Below are 18196 nucleotides of genomic sequence, written 5' to 3' on the forward strand. Positions count from 1 at the left end.
ATTTCCAAACCAATATTTACTGCTAATTTATCTTCTGCATCAATTAATTGTTGTGCTTTATCTGAACTTTTACTTTTTGCATAATCAACAGCTTCATCAATTAACGAAGCATATTGTGGTAGTTGGGAGGCACTTAATACTAATGATGGATTGGTGGTTGCATCTTGTGGTTGGTATTTTTTGATTGCTTCAATATCGCCGGTGTCGGCAACAACCACTGTCATTTTGCGTAATGTGTCTAATTGATTCATCATTTTATTTCTCCTAAATATTAATTATCCAATTTCATACTAAAGTTGTTTTTGCATTTTTTGATGTACAATATCTACAACTTCTTTCCCAAAAATAATTTGATATTGATTAGCAATAGAAAACAAACCTTTTACTAAGTCTAATTTTTCTATTTGATTTTTATTTATCTCCTCTGGATTATTTAATACAACTCTGATTCTTGTTGCACAGTGAGTTAATGCAACAATATTCTTCTTTCCACCTAAATATTCAATTAATTTAGTAGCAATTTCATTATATTCATTACTCTCAATATTAAGCGATAATGACTCCAATGCATTTTTTATTAACTCAATAAAATTTTCCGCATTCCAAGCACTTCTACCAATAAATAACCCATCAATATATTTCTTATTTATTAACTTATTAGCATTCTCCGGATTAACACTGCCTCCATATAATACTGGAATATCTAATCCCTCTTTATTAAACATCTCATATAAACATTGTTTAATTACAGAATGCTTTTCATCTGCATATTCTGCAGAAGCTGGAATTCCTTTTTCACCAATAGCCCAAACAGGCTCATAAGCTATTCTAACAAGAGGTAACTGCTCTTTAGTTACTCCACTCAAGCCAATTTTTAATTGTGTTCTTAATATTTCATCTGAAATACCATATTCTTTTTGTTCTAATGTTTCACCAACACATAATAATGTAATAAATTTATGTTTTAATGCTGAAAGAACTTTCTTATTTTCTTCTTCATCTGTCTCTTTAAAGATATGGCGTCTTTCAGAATGTCCTATCATTACTAATTTAATATCTAATTCTTTTAACATTAATGGCGATATTTCACCTGTAAATTGACCTGAATCAGCATAACACATATTTTGTGCGCCAATCACAATTAAATTATTAAATTTATTATTTATTAAACTCGTCGCATCACTTAAAGTTGTATAAGATGGTATAACAAATAACTCTACATTATCAGTTTTGATATCTCTTTTATATAAATCTCCTAACCTTGACAAATAATGAATAACATCTTTATTCCCTTTATACATTTTTAGATTAGTACCAAAATAAATCTTATTTTTCATTTATTTATTCCTTTATGTTTTTTATTAATACTCTACAAGGAGAACCATCTGCATTTTCAATAGCTATCGGAACCATCACTGCATAAACTTTATGACTTGTAATATTTTTTGTATTACAGATATATTCTACTAACGTTATACCTTTGGATAATAAATGATAATGTGTCGTATGTTTTTCTAAAGGCTTATCCATTTTATTCTCCACCCAAAACCGGATTGGATAATCTTGAGGGAAATCAAATGCTACAATAGTAATATTTTTATTCTTCATAAATATCACAGCATCATCTGTTAAATAAGGTGACTTTGTCCAAAATTCTTTAGAATTATAACTATAAAAAGTATCCCAATGCGTTTTAAAAATGATCTTATCTGGATTATTATCTGGCCACACTCTTCTTAATATATCTTCTGTAATAGCCAAATTTTCTTGGATTTCCTTAGAAAGATCAACAATATAAAATTCTCCTATATAAATATTAGGATTAATATCCAATATATTATAACCATCTTTATTAATATGACTTAACGCATCCATATGAGTAAAAGCGTGGCAAGATACTTTTATTTGTGTTGCTTCAAATAAATCTCCATTATCAAAATTACCTTTTTTCTCAATAACTGTTTTCCAACGTACATGTTTATTTGAGATAGGCATAGATAAGTCAATCCAATCTTTTTCCATAATGAATCTCCCATTTATTTAAAGAATACATTTGGTAAATAAGTACTAAATTCTGGCACTAATATTAAGATTACTAATAATCCTAATAAAGATAGTAAATATGGAATACTACTCTTTAATACTTTTATTGGTTCACATTCAGCAATATTTGCAGATAAATAGATTAAATAACCAACTGGAGGAGTAACCAATCCAATCATTAAGTTCAAAATAATGACTAAACCAAAATGGATAGGTGAAATTCCGAATTGATTTATAATTGGCATAAATACTGGAACTAATATTGTTAAAGCAGCTGTAGGATCCATAATCATTCCAATAAAAAGAACAATTACATTAATTAAAATTAATGCGGATAAAGGAGAAGAACAGATTTCTGAAACATAACTAGCAACTTGATGACTAATTTGTAATCTTGCAATAACCCATGCAAATATTGAAGATGCTCCAACAATTAGCATAACTGTTATCGTCCCCTTTAAAGATGAAATTAGTGCTTTTTTTAATCTTTCTATATTTAATTCTTTATAAATAAATGTTCCTACTAGATACGCATATACAACCGATACTGCTCCTGCCTCTGTTGCTGTAAACATACCTGAAATAATTCCATATAGAATAATAATTGGACAAAATAAAGCCCAAATAGCATCTTTTGAACTTTCTTTAACTTCTTTCCAGCTAAATGGTGTTGATTGATTACCAAAACCTTTCATTTTTGAAATAACAAAAGTAACAAAGATAAGTGTAAAGGCAATAAGTAGTCCTGGTATTACACCAGATAAAAACATTTTTCCTACAGAAACACCTGCTCCAGCTAACGCAGCAAATACGATCATAGGAACACTTGGTGGAATAATTGGCCCAATAATTGAAGCAGATTGTGTTAATGCTGCAGAAAAAGGAGCTGGATAATTATTCTTTTTCATTTCCGGAATTAATGAGCTGCCAATTGCTGCTGTAGAAGCAACAGCTGATCCACTAATAGATCCAAAAAATAAACTGGAAAAAATATTAATATAAGCTAGAGAGCCTTTCCAACGACCAATAAATGATGTTACAAAACGAATAATCCTTGTTGTAATTCCTCCAACACTCATCAATTCACCAGCTAAGAAAAAGAAGGCTAATGCTTGTAGTGCATTAGTATCAATACCCTGCATAACTTGTTGTGCAACAATAGTTACAGGTACATAAGGTAAAAATAAAAATAAAGTAACTATTGAGGAAAAAATAATACTGTAGAATAATGGTAGTCCAAAGACAGTTAATATAAACATAACGCCTAATAAAACAATAAATGACATTATAATTCCCCTACAACTTTAGTTTTTGCTAATGAAATAAAAGCAATAATGATTCTGACAACTTCCAAAGATAAACATAAAATAAATGGAACATAAACCCAAGAAATAGAAATCTTAAATGCAGAATAATAACTATTCAAATTCATACTATATAACTTTATTCCACCTTTAATTAATAAAACTAAAGAAATTAACATCACAATATATAATGCCGATGATAATAACCATCCATATTTAAACTTCTCAAATATAGCTATTCTTAATAAAGGCACCTGTATTTGTGTTGTTGTTAATATTCCAAATAAGATCATATAGGTATAACAAAATCTTAAAAATTCTTCTGCCCAAGGGAACGAAATATTAATAACATATCTAGTAATTACTTGAACAAAAGTCATTACAACTAGAATAAGAAAAAAGAGACATCCTAAAGATAAAAACGTCTTACTAATAAACTTCTCATATTTCTCAATCATAATGCCCCTCCCTTCTTATATAAGTATAGAGTAAAACTATATATTATTTAGTTTCAGAAATTTTCTTAATTTCTTGATCACCAAATTTTTTGGCATAATCATCCCAAGCCTTTTTAGCTCCAATTTGGAAAGATGCAACGTCAGGTAATTCTTCTACTTGCATACCTTGTTGTTTTAATTTCTCAAGATAAATTTTATTTTCTTCAACATTTAGTTTCTTCTCTAAATCTGCTCCCTCTTTTGCTGCCTTCAATAATATTTCTTGATCTTCCTTATCTAATGAATTAAAACGATCTAAATTCATTGCCATTGGCGCAGCTGTATAAGCATGATGGGTTAATGATAAATATTTTTGTACTTCTTGAAGATTATTGTTGTAAATATGATGAATTGGATTTTCTTGACCATCAATTACACCTGTTTTCAATGAAAAATAGACTTCATTAAATGGCATTGGTGTTGGATTAGCACCCCACTCTTTAAATGCTGCAATATGTGCCGGATTTGGGGTTGTTCTTAATTTAAGATGGGATAAATCTTTTACAGATTTAACTTGTCTCCTATTATTAGTAATATCTCTAAAACCAATTTCATAGAAAGCTAGACCTTTTAATCCATATTGTTCTAAAGACCCTAACAGTTTTTCTCCGACATCACTATTTAAGACTTTTTCTACATGTTCCTCATTTCTAAATAAAAACGGCAGATCTAATAAATTAAGCTGCTCATTAAAAGTTGTATAATAAGGATTCCCTACCACTACAATATCAATAGTCCCCATTCTAGTTCCATCAATTTGGGTACCTGAAGAGCCTAATTCACTATTGGGATGTAACTTAATAGTAATTCGTCCTTGAGATAATTCTTTAACTCTTTTAGCCATAAATTCTGTTGCTTTACTTACAGTATCTGTTGGCGAACCATAATGACTTAATGCTAATTCATATGTTTCCGCAGCTAAAATGCTTGAAGAGAATATGGCTGATAATACTGTTACCGATATAAAATTAAGCTTTTTCATAAGTACCCTCAATTGTATATTATTAATTATTGAATAAATTTTTATTGAAAAATCAGCATTTATGATATTTCTGATCAATCTCATTAATCTTGGCTACTTTAGGTGTAGAACCACCACCAGAGAAGTCACAATTTAACCACGTTTTTAATAGATATTTAGCAAGCTCAACACCAATTACTCGTTCTCCAAAACAAATAATTTGCGCATTGTTACTCTTCCTTGCCCTTTCTGCTGAAAAAACATCATGACATACGGCAGCTCTTACTCCTGGAATTTTATTTGCTGTAATCGACATACCAATACCAGTACCACAAGTTAAAATAGCACGTTCATATTTTCCTTCAGAAACTGCTAACGCTACTGCCTCAGCAACATCAGGATATAAAACAATATCGCCTGCTTTAGCACCAAAATCATCGTATTCGATCCCTAAAGAATCTAAGTATTTCATCAGTTCAACTTTCAAGTTATATGCAGCTTCATCACAGCCAATCGCTATTTTCATATTAAACTCTCCTAAAGAATTACATTTTCGTTAAATTAAGAATGGTATTTACATTACTTGCCGTTGTTGCAATGATATTGATAATGCCTGTTCTTAATGCACCTAATATAGCCATTGCTTTACTACTTTCAGATGCAATACCAATCACACAAGGAATTGCTCTTAAATCATCAAGGCTTAGCCCAATAACCCGATCATTCATTACTGTATCAACTGGTTCACCTTGCAAATTAAAAAAGCCATATCCGGCAATATCACCTATCACACCTAAATTCCTTTTTGCTTCTGTAACTTCTTGAGGTGTAAACCAACCTAATTGCACCATATAGCTATTTTCATTCATATCACCAATACCAACTAATGCAATATCAGCCTTTCTTGCTCGATCCAAAGTTTCTTTGATAACTCCATTTTTCATAAAAACATCTCTAAACTCCTTATTTTCAAGGTAAGCTGGTGCATATAAAGTTTCATTAATACCATTAAAATTTCTAGCCAAATTTCTACAAGTATGATCAGCATCTACAGGTTCGCCATTTCTTTGCACACCACCAATACCACAAATAAACTTGCAAGATTTTGCAGGGAAAATACCAATATGTTCCCCTACAGATGCCACATTACGCCCTTGTCCTACTGCTATCGTCATTCCATCTTTTAATGTATGAGACAAATATGAACTTACTAACGCAGCAACTTGCCTTCTCTGTTCTGTTTCATTTTGCTCATCTATAGCAATTAACGCTCTTTGAATACCAAATTCGTCAATTAATCTTTTTTCTAATTGAGAAGTATAAATCGGGTGATATTTCACATTAATTTCAACTACACCTTCTTCTCTAGCCTTTTTAAGTAACCGACCTATTTTTATTCGTGAAAGATTAAATTTATTTGCAATTTCTTCTTGTGTTAATTCATGTTCATAATAAGCAATTGCAATTTCGGTCAATAAATCAATTTCTTTCAAATCTGCCATATAGATTTCCTAAATAAAATTCTCAATATATTTTCTAGACTTAATTAAAGTTTCTTCAATTACATTAATATCAATTTTATGTTCAAATTTTTTTGGCGTAGAATCTAATTCCCGATATATCCTTAATGGAATTTCCAAACTACAAGGAATATTACTACGCTTTAATTGACTAACAATATTACAATAATCAATCATTCCATCTCCTATAGCTGTAAACCTGAACTTATCATCTTCAATAATTACATCTTTAATATGAAAATATTTACAATATTTAATAGAGTTCATTGATTGTTCTATTAAATTTAACTTTATATCATAAGTTAACATATTTCCCGGATCAAAATTTATTGCATAAAAATCATTATCTAATTGATTTAATATTCCAATCCCATCTTCTAATTTTACAAAAGCATTGAAGTTATAATCTCCTGCATTCTCTAAACATAAAATACAATGATTTTTTTCTAATAGACTCTTTAGTGATTTTAAATTTATTATTAATTTATCTTTATTTTCTAGTTTGGTAGTACAGACATTAATATATTTAGCTCCTATTAAATTAGCAAATGTGAGGCGAGCAGAAAAAATATCATATAATCCTTCTGTTGATAGATCCATTGTACATCCTAAAGCCAAAGTATCTAATTTATACTTATTTTTAAGATAATTAATATATCTAGCATTTTCTTCACTAAAAAGATCTTGATTCAAATTACTAACATATCCTTGGTTATAAGCTAATTCAAAATAATTAAATCCGCATTTTTTAATAGAAGAAAAAATAGTTTCTAGATCATATCCATCATAAATAGAAGTATTAACAGCTAATTTTAAGTTATTTTTCATTCCTATCTCCTCACATAATAGAAACTTTATAAGCTATTCATTTTTTCCTAATAATTTAATTTTATTCCAATAAATTTTTATAATTGGCATAGTAAAAACAAGAACTGTAGCTAAAATAAAAAATACAGATATTGGACGTTCTAATATAAGCCACCAATTGCCTTTAACCATTGTAATAGTCTGTCCTAATCTTAATTCCAATACGCCACCTAAAATTAAACCTATAGTCAAAGGAATAACTGAAAAACCAAATAGTCTCATTAAATATCCAAGTACACCAAAAATTAATGCTACATAAACATCAACTACAGATAAATTAACTGCATATGCACCGACAATACAAAAAACAAACACCATTGGCCATAAAATAGATGTAGGAATAAAGGTAATACGTGCGAATAACTTAGCTCCAGCTAACCCAATAATAAAAAATATAATATTTGCTAAAAGCATAGACCAAAAAATTGTATAAACAGCCTCGCCATTTTCAATAAACAAATTAGGACCAGGGTTTATCCCATGAATCATTAAACCAGCTACAATTACAGCTGCTGTAGGGCTACCTGGTATTCCTAATGCCAAACTTGGTACCATAGAACCTCCTGTTGCTGCATTATTTGCAGCTTCAGACCCTGCAATACCTTCAATAGATCCATTACCAAACTCTTCAGGTCTTTTTGACCAACGTTTAGCTTCGTTATAACCTACTATTGATGCCACAGTAGCCCCTTCAGCAGGTAAAATACCAATAAATGTACCTATTCCAGTAGAGCGCAGAATAGTTTTCCAAATTCGCTTATAATCTGAATAAGATGGTAATTTGATCTTATCCATTTTCACTAAATTACCTGTTATAGATGATCTAGAAATTTGAATGAATAGTTCACTAATTCCAAAAATGCCGATCATCATTGGAACTAAATTAATTCCTTCATATAATGCAGAAACTCCGAATGTAAAACGATCTATAGTTGTTAAAGGATCCACTCCTATAGTAGCAATTAATATCCCTAACAAACCTGATAATAAATTTTTTAAAACTGAGCTATTCCCAACAGTAGCTAACATAGAAATAGCAAAAATTGTTAAAGTTAAATATTCTGGTGGAGAAAATTTATAAGCAATATCTGCAAGAAGAGGAGCTGCAATCATTAAACAAATGACACTAATTATTCCACCTATTCCAGAAGAAACTGTTGCAATACCTAATGCTCTACCAGCTTCTCCTCGCTGAGCTAAAGGATAACCATCTAAGCAAGTTGTTGCACTTGCAGATGTTCCTGGAGTATTAATTAAAATAGCAGTAATTGCTCCAGCAAAGGTTGCAGCACAATAAATAGTAAGCATAATTGTCGATGCAGATATAGGATCCATTGTAATAGTAAACGGAAGAATCAATGCTACCCCCGTCGTAGCATTCAATCCAGGTAATGATCCAATCAATATTCCACCTATAGAAGCAACCATAATCCAGATTAATAACTCAATATTCGCTAAATTACCTAACGCATTCCACACAATATCCATGGTTCATCCTCTTATATAATTTATTACTATACCATCAGGAAATTTCACACCTAAAATCTGCTCAAATAATACATAAATAAAAACAGGTAAGATAATAGTCAACAAAATAATAGGAAATATTTTTATTTTATCTGCCCACAAAAGATGAATAGCTAAAGAAAATAACATTATAGCTAAGAAGAAATCCACATTTAAAACTAAAATAAATATTGGAATAAGAAGAAGAACCTTTATAGTTATATAATTAAAATTAGTATCAAATATATCCTTTTCTTTACTTCCTCTTAACCATAAGATAAAGCTTAATAAAATAATAAAAGACGCACATATAATAGGAAAAGTTGATGGTTGTAGTCCTCTCTGTAAAATAGGAGGTAACTCTCTAAATTGAGAAGCAAGATAAATAACTACACTTGAAAATACAAAAATAGTAAAGAATATGAATAAATCTTTCTTACTTCTCATAATACTCTCCTTATTGCTAATAAATTATTTCAATATTATTGAATAAAGCCTAATTGTTTTAGTGATTCACGCATTTCTTTATCACTTTCTTCTAATTGTTTGGACCACACTTCTTTACCTGCAATAGAAGTCTCATCTAAGCCAAGATTATCTAAGAACTTCTGGAATTCCGGTTTTGACATAGCTTCTATAAAAGTTTTTTCAAGTTTTTCAACAATATCTTTAGGTGTTCCTGCCTTCACAACAAATCCTCTAACAGTAGATAAACTTACAGGAATTCCTAATTCTTTTGCTGTATATACAGTGGGTAAAGATTTCATTCTACTGTCTGAGAGAACCACTATCGGACAAACTTGTCCTGCACTAATTTGTACTTTAGCTTCACCTAGATTCAAAACACCAACATCAACACCTCCAGCAACAATTTGAGTAGCAACTTCATTTGCACTGTCAAATGGAATAACTTCTGCAGTCTTCACATTAGCTTTTGTCGTAAATGCAAATGCGGATACATCATCAATTCCACCTAAATGAGTAGTACCATAAGTAAGAGCTTTCGTTTTTTGTGACTCTATAAATTGATTTACATCTTTAAAACGATTACATTTCACCATTAAAATTTGAGGATCATCTGTTGCCCTTGCAATTGGAATCCAATCACTTAACGTTGTTTTTGAACTACCTTTAGCTATTTCACCAGCCTGTCCACTTGTATATGTCAAAATAGTATGTCCATCTGCTGGCCGTGATGTCACATAATCTAATGACAGTAAGCCACCACCACCTTTTTTGTTGACAATTGTGATTGATTTTCCTAATAGTGGCTCAGATAAACTTGCTACCATTCTTGCAGTTAAATCTGTTCCACCACCTGCACCAGAATGAGTGACCATTTCTAAGTTTTTATTAGGAAATGCAATTGCAGCTGTTGATATCACGGCCAGTGAAGTTAACAATAAAACTTTTTTCATATTTGTCCCCTTTAAAAAACTTTTAATAAAATAAATCAGATTTTTTCAAAAAATTTAAAGTAACAGCTTATTTATTCACAAACTCAGACATATATTTAATAATCAAAGACATAGATACTGCACCTGGATCTACATGCCCTAATGAGCGTTCCCCTAAACTTTTTGCACGACCAAAAACAGCAACTTGATTACGCGTTTCTTCAGCCCCCTCTGCCGCAGCTTTAGCTACGCTCGATAATGCACTACCTAAATCATCATTCATCACTTTTTCTGACTGTTTTTCGGCTGCAACCAATGAATCAATCATCGTTTTATCGCCTGGTTTAGCCCCACCTCTAGCAAAAACTGCTGCTGATCCTGCAACTAAAAATTGTGAAAGAACTACGCTATTAAATTCTTGTTGACCCGCTATAGCTTTTCCCCCTGCTCTGAATAATGTGCCAAATATTGCACCGGAAGCTCCCCCCATACTTGACATCATCTTAGTACCAGCCTTTAAAAATAATTCGCCAACATCTTTAGGTGAAAAATCATTACTTGAAAGTAAATCTCGAACAGCTGCAAAACCTCGTTGCATACCTAATCCATGATCTCCATCACCAATTTTTAAATCTAATTCTGTCAACATCGGTTCACTACTGACCATTTTTTCAGCTGTATATAAAAGCATTTCTCTTGTTTCTGTTAAATTCATATCATTTTCTCCAAGCAAAACTGTTACAAGGCATGTCATATAATTTTTGTAATTCATCGTCTAAACGGAAAATTGTTATTGAATAACCCGCCATTTCTTGTGAAGTACAATAAGAGCCGATTAAAACATCATAAATTTGTATATTTCGCTTCGTTAATTCTTGATGAACTTTTCGATAAGCAATTAATAATTCGGTATAAGTTGAGCCACCTAAGTTATTAATGGTCACACAGACTTTGTCTTCACTTTGTAATTCAATGTCATTACATAAACGCTCAACCATCTCACCATTAATTTGATCAGCAGTTGTCATTTTTTGTCTTCTAACACCTGGCTCACCATGAATTCCCATACCAAGTTCTAATTCATCATCTTCCAACTCAAAATTAAATTTTCCTGTTTGGGGAATAGAACAAGCCCCTAAAGCTACGCCTATAGTTCTTGTGTTAAAATTTGCTTTTTTAGTTACTTCATAGACCTGTTCTAAATCATAACCAGACTCAACAGCAGCCCCAGCAATCTTCAGAACATACATATCACCAGCAACACCACGTCTATCACTCATTTTAGAAATGGGTGCTGCAGAAATATCATCTGTTACACGTACAGTTTTAACTTGAATTCCTTCCTCTTCTAAAAGTTCAGCTGCAATATCAAAGTTCATATTATCGCCAGCATAATTACCATAAACGAATAACACGCCTTGACCTTGTTCAACTACTTTTGTTGTTTCTATAATGATGTCAGGGGATGGTGATGCAAAAATCTCACCTAGTGCCGCTGCATCAGCCAATCCTTGCCCTACATAACCTGCAAACATAGGCTCGTGTCCACTTCCACCTCCTGTGACAACTACAACCTGATCATTCCGAATTTGATCACGATATACACCGCTATAACCATCTACTTTTAATAATTTGCCTCGACAAGCACAAAGTAATCCCTCTAATTGTTCTGCTGGAACAGCATTAGGATTATTCAGTAATTTTTTAGGTTTTCTTGCCATAATACTTTTCTCCAAATTGTCTTATTCTGATTCAAGGACACCTTTGCCCATACGAACGGCAATATTAAAGGCAGCTTCAAAAGCTGTTGGCACAGCAATATTCTTGCCATACAAGTCATACGCTGTACCATGATTAGCGGTTGTAATTGGAATAGGAATTCCACCTTGTACTGTGACTCCTCGTTCAAAACCAAGAAGCTTAAGCGCAGTAGAAAATTGGTCGTGATACATTGACACTACCCCATCAATATTAAGGCGTTTCACTTCATGCATCGTCGTATCACTAGGAAATGGGCCATATAAATTAATTTGGTATTCTTTACGAGCGTGTTCCATCGCCGGCTTAATAATAGTAATTTCTTCATCTCCGAAAACACCTCCTTCACCACCATGAGGGTTTAAGGCTTGTACAGCAATTCTAGGTTGTGTAACACCGGCACGTACTAAAGAACTATGTAATAAACGAATACAATCAATAACTGCTGGAATAGATAAATTAGGTACAATATCTTTGAATGGAATATGGGAAGTCACTCTACTTGCCCAGATATTATCAACAACATTTAACTCACACACAAAACCATCAAAATTAGTTTGTTCTGCAAACCAATGTAATTCATCACGATACTTTAAACCACCTAAATGCATAGCTTGTTTATTTAATGGTGCAAAACAAATAGATTGCACATATCCAGCCTGAGCATATTCCACAGCTTTTTTCAAAGTTTCTAAAATATATACACCACTTTGTTGAGTGGCTTTACCATATTCAAAAGGTTTTAAATTTGAATTTTTGTATGAAATTAATGCAGGAATCCCTTTTTCATACGAAAATGAAGGCAGTTGATTCTCTGTAATTTCATCATAAGGGAATTGCAGTTGTGCGATATCCATACCTTTATGTAATTCATCTTTATCTGCAATGATTAAAATATTAGCTTTATCTCTTTGCTCCTTCTGAGATAACAATTTAGCGACCAATTCCGGACCTATGCCAGCAGGATCACCTAAAACTAATGCTATTGTTGGTTTCCGCATAATTTCCCCTATCAAACTAATGTTATAAAATACTTTATATTATGAACATATGTTCATAACAATAACTTTTGATAGGTGTATTAAATCATTTTTTTATATTGAAATGTGTGATAAAGCTCACAATAATGGATAATTGTATAAAAATATGTCATATTTGAGATAAAGATCACATTTTTAGGAAAAAAAGAAGGAATTAATAACAAATCTATTTCATTATAGAATAACTATATGAACACTTATAGAACATAAGTTTTTAATTGGGTTTATATGTTGTAATAACTTTTAAAAATGATTGAGCATAACGTTCTAATTTCTTAAACCCTACTCCATTGATTTGTAACATTTCAGAAAGTGTGGTTGGCATTTCTCGTGCCATTTCTTCCAATGTAGCATCATTGAATACAGCATAAGGCGGAATATTATCCCGATCAGAAAGTTGTTTTCTGAGTTTACGTAATTGATTGAATAGTTCCCGATCACCCTGCTTCGCTTGATAGCGATGGGCGTGGTTAATCATTGAAAGATTTTGTCTTGGTGTCGCTAACGATAATGTCATTTCTCCACGCAAAACCGGTCTGGCCGCTTCGGTAAGTTGTAATGCTGAATAATTGGCAATATTTTGACTTAAAAAGCCTAAATGAATTAATTGACGGATCACACTATGCCAATATTCTTGAGATTTATCCTTGCCAATACCAAAAACGGACAATTTATCGTGTTGTAACTCTTGAATTTTCTGATTTTGCAAGCCACGCAATACAGCAATCACATAATAGCTACCAAACTTTTGACCAGTACGATAAACCGTAGAAAGGATTTTTTGCGCATCAATTAGACCATCATATTTTTTTGGTGGGTTAAGGCAAATATCACAGTTATTACAAGGTTGATGGCGGTGTTCAGCAAAATAATTGAGTAATACCAAACGACGACAAGTTTGTGCCTCAGCAAATTCTCCCATCGCTTGTAATTTATGCTGCTCAATCATTTTTTGTGATGAATCATTTTTTTCCTGCAATAATTTATTCAACCACAAATAATCCTGATGATCATAAAACAGCACCGCTTCCGCCGGTAGATCATCGCGCCCTGCCCGCCCTGTTTCCTGATAATAAGCTTCAATACTTCTCGGGAGATCATAATGCAATACAAAACGAATATTCGGTTTATTAATACCCATTCCAAATGCAATCGTTGCAACAATAATCTGAATATTGTCACGTTGAAAATCGTGCTGAACCTGCTCCCTGATTTCATTACTGAAACCAGCGTGATAAGCCTTTGCCGAGATACCTTTACGTTGTAGCATCTCTGCTAATCGTTCAACTTTATTACGACTGTTGGCGTAAATAATACCACTTTTACCTTGCTGTGATTTGATAAATTTAAGCAACTGTTCTTGTGGTTTAAACTTTTCCACCACAGTGTAACGAATATTTGGGCGGTCAAAACTACCAATATAAACAAAGGGTTGCTGTAAGTTAAGTAATTCGAGAATGTCTTCTCGAGTAACTCGATCCGCCGTTGCGGTTAACGCCATAATCGGAATATTGGGAAAAACACGTGTCAAGCTACGCAACTGTGAATACTCAGGGCGAAAATCGTGTCCCCATTGAGAAATACAATGGGCTTCATCAATTGCAATAAAACTCACCTGACACTGCTGAATAAAATAGAAAAACGCCGTAGTCATCACTTTTTCCGGCGAAATATAGAGTAATTTTAATTTTCCGGATAACGCCTGTTGTTCAATTTCTCGTTGCTGTTGCAAGGTTTGGCTTGAATTTAGATAAGCTGCTGCCACACCGTTTGCCGTAAGCTGATCAACCTGATCTTGCATCAAAGCAATCAAAGGAGAAATCACTAATGTCAATCCAGAAAAACAGAGTGCTGGAATTTGGTAGCAAAGCGATTTTCCTCCACCTGTTGCCATCAAAATAAAGCTACTTTGACCTCGCAATGTTGCTTCAATAATTTGCTGCTGACCTTGACGAAATTGTTGATAGCCAAAAACGTCTTGAAGAATGGACTTTGCACGGATAAGACCGGTCGATTGCATATCAACCTGATCTTCAACATTAGAACACATTGTTTAAACTAATACCTAAACCGATGCGATCTGTGGATCGATTATAATCCAATAGTGATTCACCATAACCGTGATAATACTGCGCATAGACACGAACATATTTTGTGATTGGGTAACTCCAAGAAATTTCCATTCCGCCTTTGTTAGTGCGTGGGTTATAACGTGCAGTTGTTTTAAGAATATGATCATCAATGCGATAACCAACACTAACATCACCGTAACCATAATAATCAACAATATCCGGATTATCATCATCTTCCGATTTTTCCGGAATTCTCCAATAAGGTTTTAATTCCACCAACCAATTATCTTTGCTGAATGCCGCCCTCAAATAAATACGATTCCAGCTACGTGATTTTAATTGTTCATCGCTACGTCCATTGGAAACGTGAACAACTCCGCTTTCAATATCAACCAATTTCCAACCAAACGGCAAATCATAGTCGGTTGCCCAAGCAACAAACAACTGTGGTTGATAATTGCTTTCACGGAATGGCGAGGATTCACCTCGATTACTAAACTGAAACCAAGAACGTTGCGTATAGGATCCTGCAAGTACAGAGTTTTTTCCTAAAATATCTTTCCACAAAGGTAACGCCACACTAATTTGAAATTTAATCTCATCGTGTCGCATATTCTCAGGATAGTTGTAATTTTTATTGGAGAAAGTTTCCATTAAATAATTCTGTTCGTATGGTCGCAATCCAACAAAATTATCCGGTGCTTGTGTCAATAATAATGCCGTTCTACTTTGATAAGGCAATAAACTCGCACTTGCCGATGATAACGCCAATAATGCAGAAAATGCGACCAAGCTATATCTGAAACGCATCTTTGCTCCTATTTTTTATTGGTTAGAAAATTCAACCTGTTCGCCGTATGCTGAACAGGCTTCGCTTAAATAATGCCAAAAATTCTTGCCTTCCGCATTTAACCATTGTCCATTCTGATAGTGGAAATGGTAACCCCCCAATTTGCTTGCCAGCCATAATTCCTGTAGCGGCTCCTGTTTATTCACCACAATTTGACTACCATCATTGAAAGTAATGGTAAAAACAGAACCTTGTGTATCACAATCCACATCGCAATCCTGCTGTTCCAATTCTTCTTCTATCTGTTGCCAAGTTTGCTCAACAATTTGATGATATTCTGCATTATTCATAATCAATTTCTCCCAAAATAAGCGGTCATTATAGAGATTTTCAACGGTTAGAGATAGCATAACGCACAAATTAATGATAAAAAGAGCATCTATTGATTAAGGATCACATTATGAAAAAATTATTACTTACTCTTATTCTCGGCAGCTTTTTCTTAACCGCCTGTGGTGTAAAAGGTCCATTGTATATGCCACCTGACGATAATGCACAACAACAGCAACAAACACAGTAATTTTGAGGTTAAAACAGATTTATGGATTATTTCAATTATAAAAATGATCAATTAATGGCAGAAGAAATCTCTGTCCAACAGCTTGCACAACAATTCGGTACGCCTTTGTATATTTATTCACGCGCCACATTGGAGCGCCACTGGCACGCTTTTGATTCTGCGTTAAAAGGGCATCCGCACCTTATCTGTTTTGCCGTAAAGTCTAACCCAAATATCGCTTTATTAAATTTACTCGCCAAATTAGGCTCCGGCTTTGATATTGTTTCACAAGGCGAACTTGAACGCGTTTTAGCCGCCGGTGGCGAAGCCAATAAAGTGGTGTTCTCTGGTGTGGCTAAATCCCATACTGAAATTGAACGAGCATTAGAGGTCGGCATTCGTTGTTTCAATGTAGAATCGGAAGCTGAGTTGCTTCGCATTAATCAAGTCGCAGCAAAATTAGATAAAAAAGCGCCGATCTCCTTGCGTGTTAATCCAGATGTGGATGCAAAAACTCATCCTTATATCTCAACCGGCTTAAAGAAAAATAAATTTGGTGTCAGTGTGGAACGAGCAAGAGAAGTGTACCGCTTAGCAAAAACATTGCCACATATTCAAATTGTCGGTATGGATTGCCACATTGGTTCACAACTCACTGAATTACAACCATTTTTAGATTCAGCGGATCGTTTATTAATTTTGTTGGAACAATTACGTCAAGACGGCATTGAATTACAACATCTCGATCTCGGTGGTGGTTTAGGCGTGCGTTACAGTGATGAAACACCACCTCATCCAACCGAATATGCTAGTGCATTATTGACAAAATTTAAACAATATCCGGAATTAGAAATCATCCTTGAGCCGGGACGTGCAATCAGTGCTAATGCTGGCATTTTAGTAACAAAAGTAGAATATCTAAAATCAAATGAAGATTTTAATTTCGCAATTGTTGATGCCGGAATGAACGATATGATCCGTCCGGCATTGTATCAGGCTTATATGGAAATTATTGAAGCAGCTCGCTCCTTAGATCGTGAAGCTAAAGTGTATGATGTTGTCGGCCCAATCTGCGAAACATCGGATTTTCTCGGTAAAAGCAGACGATTGTCTATTGCTGCCGGTGATTTTATTGTTCAACGTTCAGCAGGTGCTTATGGTGCAAGTATGGCATCAAACTATAATTCTCACCCGCGCGCAGCGGAAGTTTTGGTGGATGGCGACAAAGCTCATCTCATCAAACGCCGCGAACGTTTTGAAGAGTTATGGGCGTGTGAACAACTTATTGACGAATAAAATACTACTTTTACAGGGCGATATTCCTAAAAATTCGCCCTGCCTTTCACCTAATTACAAATTTTTCAAAAAATTTCTTTTTCTAATTTTTCGCTAATTTTTCATTTTTATACTTACAACCACTGAAAACGCAGAATGTCTGCTTACCCATTTGTGTTTGAAGTAACCATCATAAAAGGAGTACAAATAAAATGTCTAAAATAATAAAAAAAATCGCAATGTTATCAACCGTCGCATTGTTAGCAATTGGCACAGCGCAGGTGAGTTTAGCTGATAATGATGACTTTCCTCGTTTAGAAAGCGCATTAAATGCTAGCAAAATTACACTTGTACAAGCGATTGACATTGCTACACAAAAACAGGCGGGAACCGTCGTTGAAGCCGATTTTCATCCGCATAGAAAGGGAAATCCTTTTTATGAAGTTGAAATTTTAACTAATGACAAACAATTAAAAGAACTTCGTATTGACGCTGTTACTTCTGAGATCATCAGAAACGAAGTGAAAGATACCGGCTGTCGTGATGGTGATAGACACCATAAACGTGGTCACTAGCGATTACTTATTCCAACGATCTTAAATCAACT

The 18196-nt window shown here is 33.4% G+C and carries 21 protein-coding genes; 3 read left to right on the forward strand and 18 right to left on the reverse strand.

Features of this window, described 5'->3' with window-relative positions; all coding sequences use genetic code 11:
• The 18 genes from JP36_RS01055 to cyaY all read right to left on the reverse strand — a co-directional run.
• Positions 1-254, reverse strand: a 254-nt coding sequence (locus tag JP36_RS01055; protein ID WP_039171100.1) for a transaldolase family protein, incomplete at its 3' end; no start/stop codon positions are given.
• A gap of 36 nt (positions 255-290) precedes the next feature.
• On the reverse strand, positions 291-1337 hold the full coding sequence (locus JP36_RS01060) for a triose-phosphate isomerase (protein WP_039171104.1): 1047 nt from the start codon (positions 1335-1337) through the stop codon (positions 291-293).
• A 4-nt stretch (positions 1338-1341) separates the two neighbouring features.
• Complete coding sequence (locus JP36_RS01065) at positions 1342-2022, reverse strand: cyclase family protein (RefSeq protein WP_039171107.1); 681 nt, start codon at positions 2020-2022, stop codon at positions 1342-1344.
• A gap of 14 nt (positions 2023-2036) precedes the next feature.
• Positions 2037-3329, reverse strand: a complete 1293-nt coding sequence (locus JP36_RS01070) for a TRAP transporter large permease (protein WP_039159316.1) — start codon at positions 3327-3329, stop codon at positions 2037-2039.
• Positions 3329-3805: a TRAP transporter small permease gene (locus JP36_RS01075; RefSeq protein WP_039171109.1), complete on the reverse strand. Its 477-nt coding sequence runs from the start codon at positions 3803-3805 to the stop codon at positions 3329-3331. Before JP36_RS01075 ends, JP36_RS01070 begins: the two co-directional genes overlap by 1 nt.
• A gap of 43 nt (positions 3806-3848) precedes the next feature.
• Positions 3849-4826 (reverse strand): TRAP transporter substrate-binding protein, encoded by a 978-nt coding sequence (locus tag JP36_RS01080; protein ID WP_039159320.1) that lies wholly within the window; start codon positions 4824-4826, stop codon positions 3849-3851.
• 52 nt (positions 4827-4878) lie between these two features.
• Complete coding sequence (gene rpiB / locus JP36_RS01085) at positions 4879-5331, reverse strand: ribose 5-phosphate isomerase B (protein WP_039159322.1); 453 nt, start codon at positions 5329-5331, stop codon at positions 4879-4881.
• 19 nt (positions 5332-5350) lie between these two features.
• Positions 5351-6307: a sugar-binding transcriptional regulator gene (locus JP36_RS01090; RefSeq protein ID WP_039159324.1), complete on the reverse strand. Its 957-nt coding sequence runs from the start codon at positions 6305-6307 to the stop codon at positions 5351-5353.
• A 9-nt stretch (positions 6308-6316) separates the two neighbouring features.
• Entirely contained in the window at positions 6317-7153 is an 837-nt protein-coding gene (locus JP36_RS01095; protein ID WP_039171112.1) for a sugar phosphate isomerase/epimerase family protein, read from the reverse strand.
• Between the two features lie 33 nt (positions 7154-7186).
• Positions 7187-8680 carry a tripartite tricarboxylate transporter permease gene (locus JP36_RS01100; protein WP_039163667.1) on the reverse strand — a complete coding sequence of 498 codons (1494 nt, stop codon included), beginning with the start codon at positions 8678-8680 and terminating at the stop codon, positions 7187-7189.
• 3 nt (positions 8681-8683) lie between these two features.
• Positions 8684-9145 carry a tripartite tricarboxylate transporter TctB family protein gene (locus JP36_RS01105; RefSeq protein WP_039159330.1) on the reverse strand — a complete coding sequence of 154 codons (462 nt, stop codon included), beginning with the start codon at positions 9143-9145 and terminating at the stop codon, positions 8684-8686.
• 35 nt (positions 9146-9180) lie between these two features.
• Positions 9181-10116 (reverse strand): Bug family tripartite tricarboxylate transporter substrate binding protein, encoded by a 936-nt coding sequence (locus JP36_RS01110; protein ID WP_039171115.1) that lies wholly within the window; start codon positions 10114-10116, stop codon positions 9181-9183.
• A 67-nt stretch (positions 10117-10183) separates the two neighbouring features.
• Positions 10184-10810 carry a dihydroxyacetone kinase subunit DhaL gene (gene dhaL, locus JP36_RS01115; RefSeq protein ID WP_039159334.1) on the reverse strand — a complete coding sequence of 209 codons (627 nt, stop codon included), beginning with the start codon at positions 10808-10810 and terminating at the stop codon, positions 10184-10186.
• Between the two features lies 1 nt (position 10811).
• A complete protein-coding gene (locus JP36_RS01120; protein WP_039171118.1) occupies positions 10812-11816 on the reverse strand; it encodes a dihydroxyacetone kinase subunit DhaK in 1005 nt (334 codons plus the stop codon).
• A gap of 21 nt (positions 11817-11837) precedes the next feature.
• Positions 11838-12854 carry a 4-hydroxythreonine-4-phosphate dehydrogenase PdxA gene (locus tag JP36_RS01125; protein WP_039171121.1) on the reverse strand — a complete coding sequence of 339 codons (1017 nt, stop codon included), beginning with the start codon at positions 12852-12854 and terminating at the stop codon, positions 11838-11840.
• 253 nt (positions 12855-13107) lie between these two features.
• Positions 13108-14943, reverse strand: a complete 1836-nt coding sequence (recQ, locus tag JP36_RS01130) for a DNA helicase RecQ (protein WP_039171125.1) — start codon at positions 14941-14943, stop codon at positions 13108-13110.
• Positions 14933-15775, reverse strand: a complete 843-nt coding sequence (locus JP36_RS01135) for a phospholipase A (RefSeq protein ID WP_039171128.1) — start codon at positions 15773-15775, stop codon at positions 14933-14935. The genes recQ and JP36_RS01135 overlap by 11 nt, the downstream gene beginning before the upstream one ends.
• A gap of 15 nt (positions 15776-15790) precedes the next feature.
• Complete coding sequence (cyaY, locus tag JP36_RS01140) at positions 15791-16105, reverse strand: iron donor protein CyaY (protein WP_039171130.1); 315 nt, start codon at positions 16103-16105, stop codon at positions 15791-15793.
• 110 nt (positions 16106-16215) lie between these two features.
• Between cyaY and lptM the strand changes: the two genes are divergently transcribed.
• The 3 genes from lptM (at position 16216) to JP36_RS01155 (ending at position 18164) form a co-directional block, all read left to right on the forward strand.
• Positions 16216-16335 carry an LPS translocon maturation chaperone LptM gene (gene lptM, locus JP36_RS11265; RefSeq protein WP_039142951.1) on the forward strand — a complete coding sequence of 40 codons (120 nt, stop codon included), beginning with the start codon at positions 16216-16218 and terminating at the stop codon, positions 16333-16335.
• 21 nt (positions 16336-16356) lie between these two features.
• Positions 16357-17610 (forward strand): diaminopimelate decarboxylase, encoded by a 1254-nt coding sequence (gene lysA / locus JP36_RS01150; protein WP_039171133.1) that lies wholly within the window; start codon positions 16357-16359, stop codon positions 17608-17610.
• A gap of 191 nt (positions 17611-17801) precedes the next feature.
• On the forward strand, positions 17802-18164 hold the full coding sequence (locus JP36_RS01155) for a PepSY domain-containing protein (protein WP_039171135.1): 363 nt from the start codon (positions 17802-17804) through the stop codon (positions 18162-18164).
• Positions 18165-18196 lie beyond the last annotated feature (32 nt).

The sequence above is a fragment of the Gallibacterium genomosp. 1 genome (assembly GCF_000771875.1).
In the GTDB taxonomy this organism is placed as follows: domain Bacteria; phylum Pseudomonadota; class Gammaproteobacteria; order Enterobacterales; family Pasteurellaceae; genus Gallibacterium.

Excerpts from the sequence above, each read along its gene's own strand:
- cyaY (WP_039171130.1), bottom strand. The coding sequence starts at position 16,105 with ATGAATAATGCAGAATATCATCAAATTGTTGAGCAAACTTGGCAACAG.
- recQ (WP_039171125.1), bottom strand. The coding sequence starts at position 14,943 with ATGTGTTCTAATGTTGAAGATCAGGTTGATATGCAATCGACCGGTCTT.
- JP36_RS01090 (WP_039159324.1), bottom strand. The coding sequence starts at position 6,307 with ATGGCAGATTTGAAAGAAATTGATTTATTGACCGAAATTGCAATTGCT.
- JP36_RS01120 (WP_039171118.1), bottom strand. The coding sequence starts at position 11,816 with ATGGCAAGAAAACCTAAAAAATTACTGAATAATCCTAATGCTGTTCCA.
- JP36_RS01095 (WP_039171112.1), bottom strand. The coding sequence starts at position 7,153 with ATGAAAAATAACTTAAAATTAGCTGTTAATACTTCTATTTATGATGGA.
- dhaL (WP_039159334.1), bottom strand. The coding sequence starts at position 10,810 with ATGAATTTAACAGAAACAAGAGAAATGCTTTTATATACAGCTGAAAAA.
- lysA (WP_039171133.1), top strand. The coding sequence starts at position 16,357 with ATGGATTATTTCAATTATAAAAATGATCAATTAATGGCAGAAGAAATC.
- JP36_RS01100 (WP_039163667.1), bottom strand. The coding sequence starts at position 8,680 with ATGGATATTGTGTGGAATGCGTTAGGTAATTTAGCGAATATTGAGTTA.
- rpiB (WP_039159322.1), bottom strand. The coding sequence starts at position 5,331 with ATGAAAATAGCGATTGGCTGTGATGAAGCTGCATATAACTTGAAAGTT.
- JP36_RS01080 (WP_039159320.1), bottom strand. The coding sequence starts at position 4,826 with ATGAAAAAGCTTAATTTTATATCGGTAACAGTATTATCAGCCATATTC.
- JP36_RS01135 (WP_039171128.1), bottom strand. The coding sequence starts at position 15,775 with ATGCGTTTCAGATATAGCTTGGTCGCATTTTCTGCATTATTGGCGTTA.
- JP36_RS01065 (WP_039171107.1), bottom strand. The coding sequence starts at position 2,022 with ATGGAAAAAGATTGGATTGACTTATCTATGCCTATCTCAAATAAACAT.
- JP36_RS01075 (WP_039171109.1), bottom strand. The coding sequence starts at position 3,805 with ATGATTGAGAAATATGAGAAGTTTATTAGTAAGACGTTTTTATCTTTA.
- lptM (WP_039142951.1), top strand. The coding sequence starts at position 16,216 with ATGAAAAAATTATTACTTACTCTTATTCTCGGCAGCTTTTTCTTAACC.
- JP36_RS01155 (WP_039171135.1), top strand. The coding sequence starts at position 17,802 with ATGTCTAAAATAATAAAAAAAATCGCAATGTTATCAACCGTCGCATTG.
- JP36_RS01060 (WP_039171104.1), bottom strand. The coding sequence starts at position 1,337 with ATGAAAAATAAGATTTATTTTGGTACTAATCTAAAAATGTATAAAGGG.
- JP36_RS01125 (WP_039171121.1), bottom strand. The coding sequence starts at position 12,854 with ATGCGGAAACCAACAATAGCATTAGTTTTAGGTGATCCTGCTGGCATA.
- JP36_RS01105 (WP_039159330.1), bottom strand. The coding sequence starts at position 9,145 with ATGAGAAGTAAGAAAGATTTATTCATATTCTTTACTATTTTTGTATTT.
- JP36_RS01070 (WP_039159316.1), bottom strand. The coding sequence starts at position 3,329 with ATGTCATTTATTGTTTTATTAGGCGTTATGTTTATATTAACTGTCTTT.
- JP36_RS01110 (WP_039171115.1), bottom strand. The coding sequence starts at position 10,116 with ATGAAAAAAGTTTTATTGTTAACTTCACTGGCCGTGATATCAACAGCT.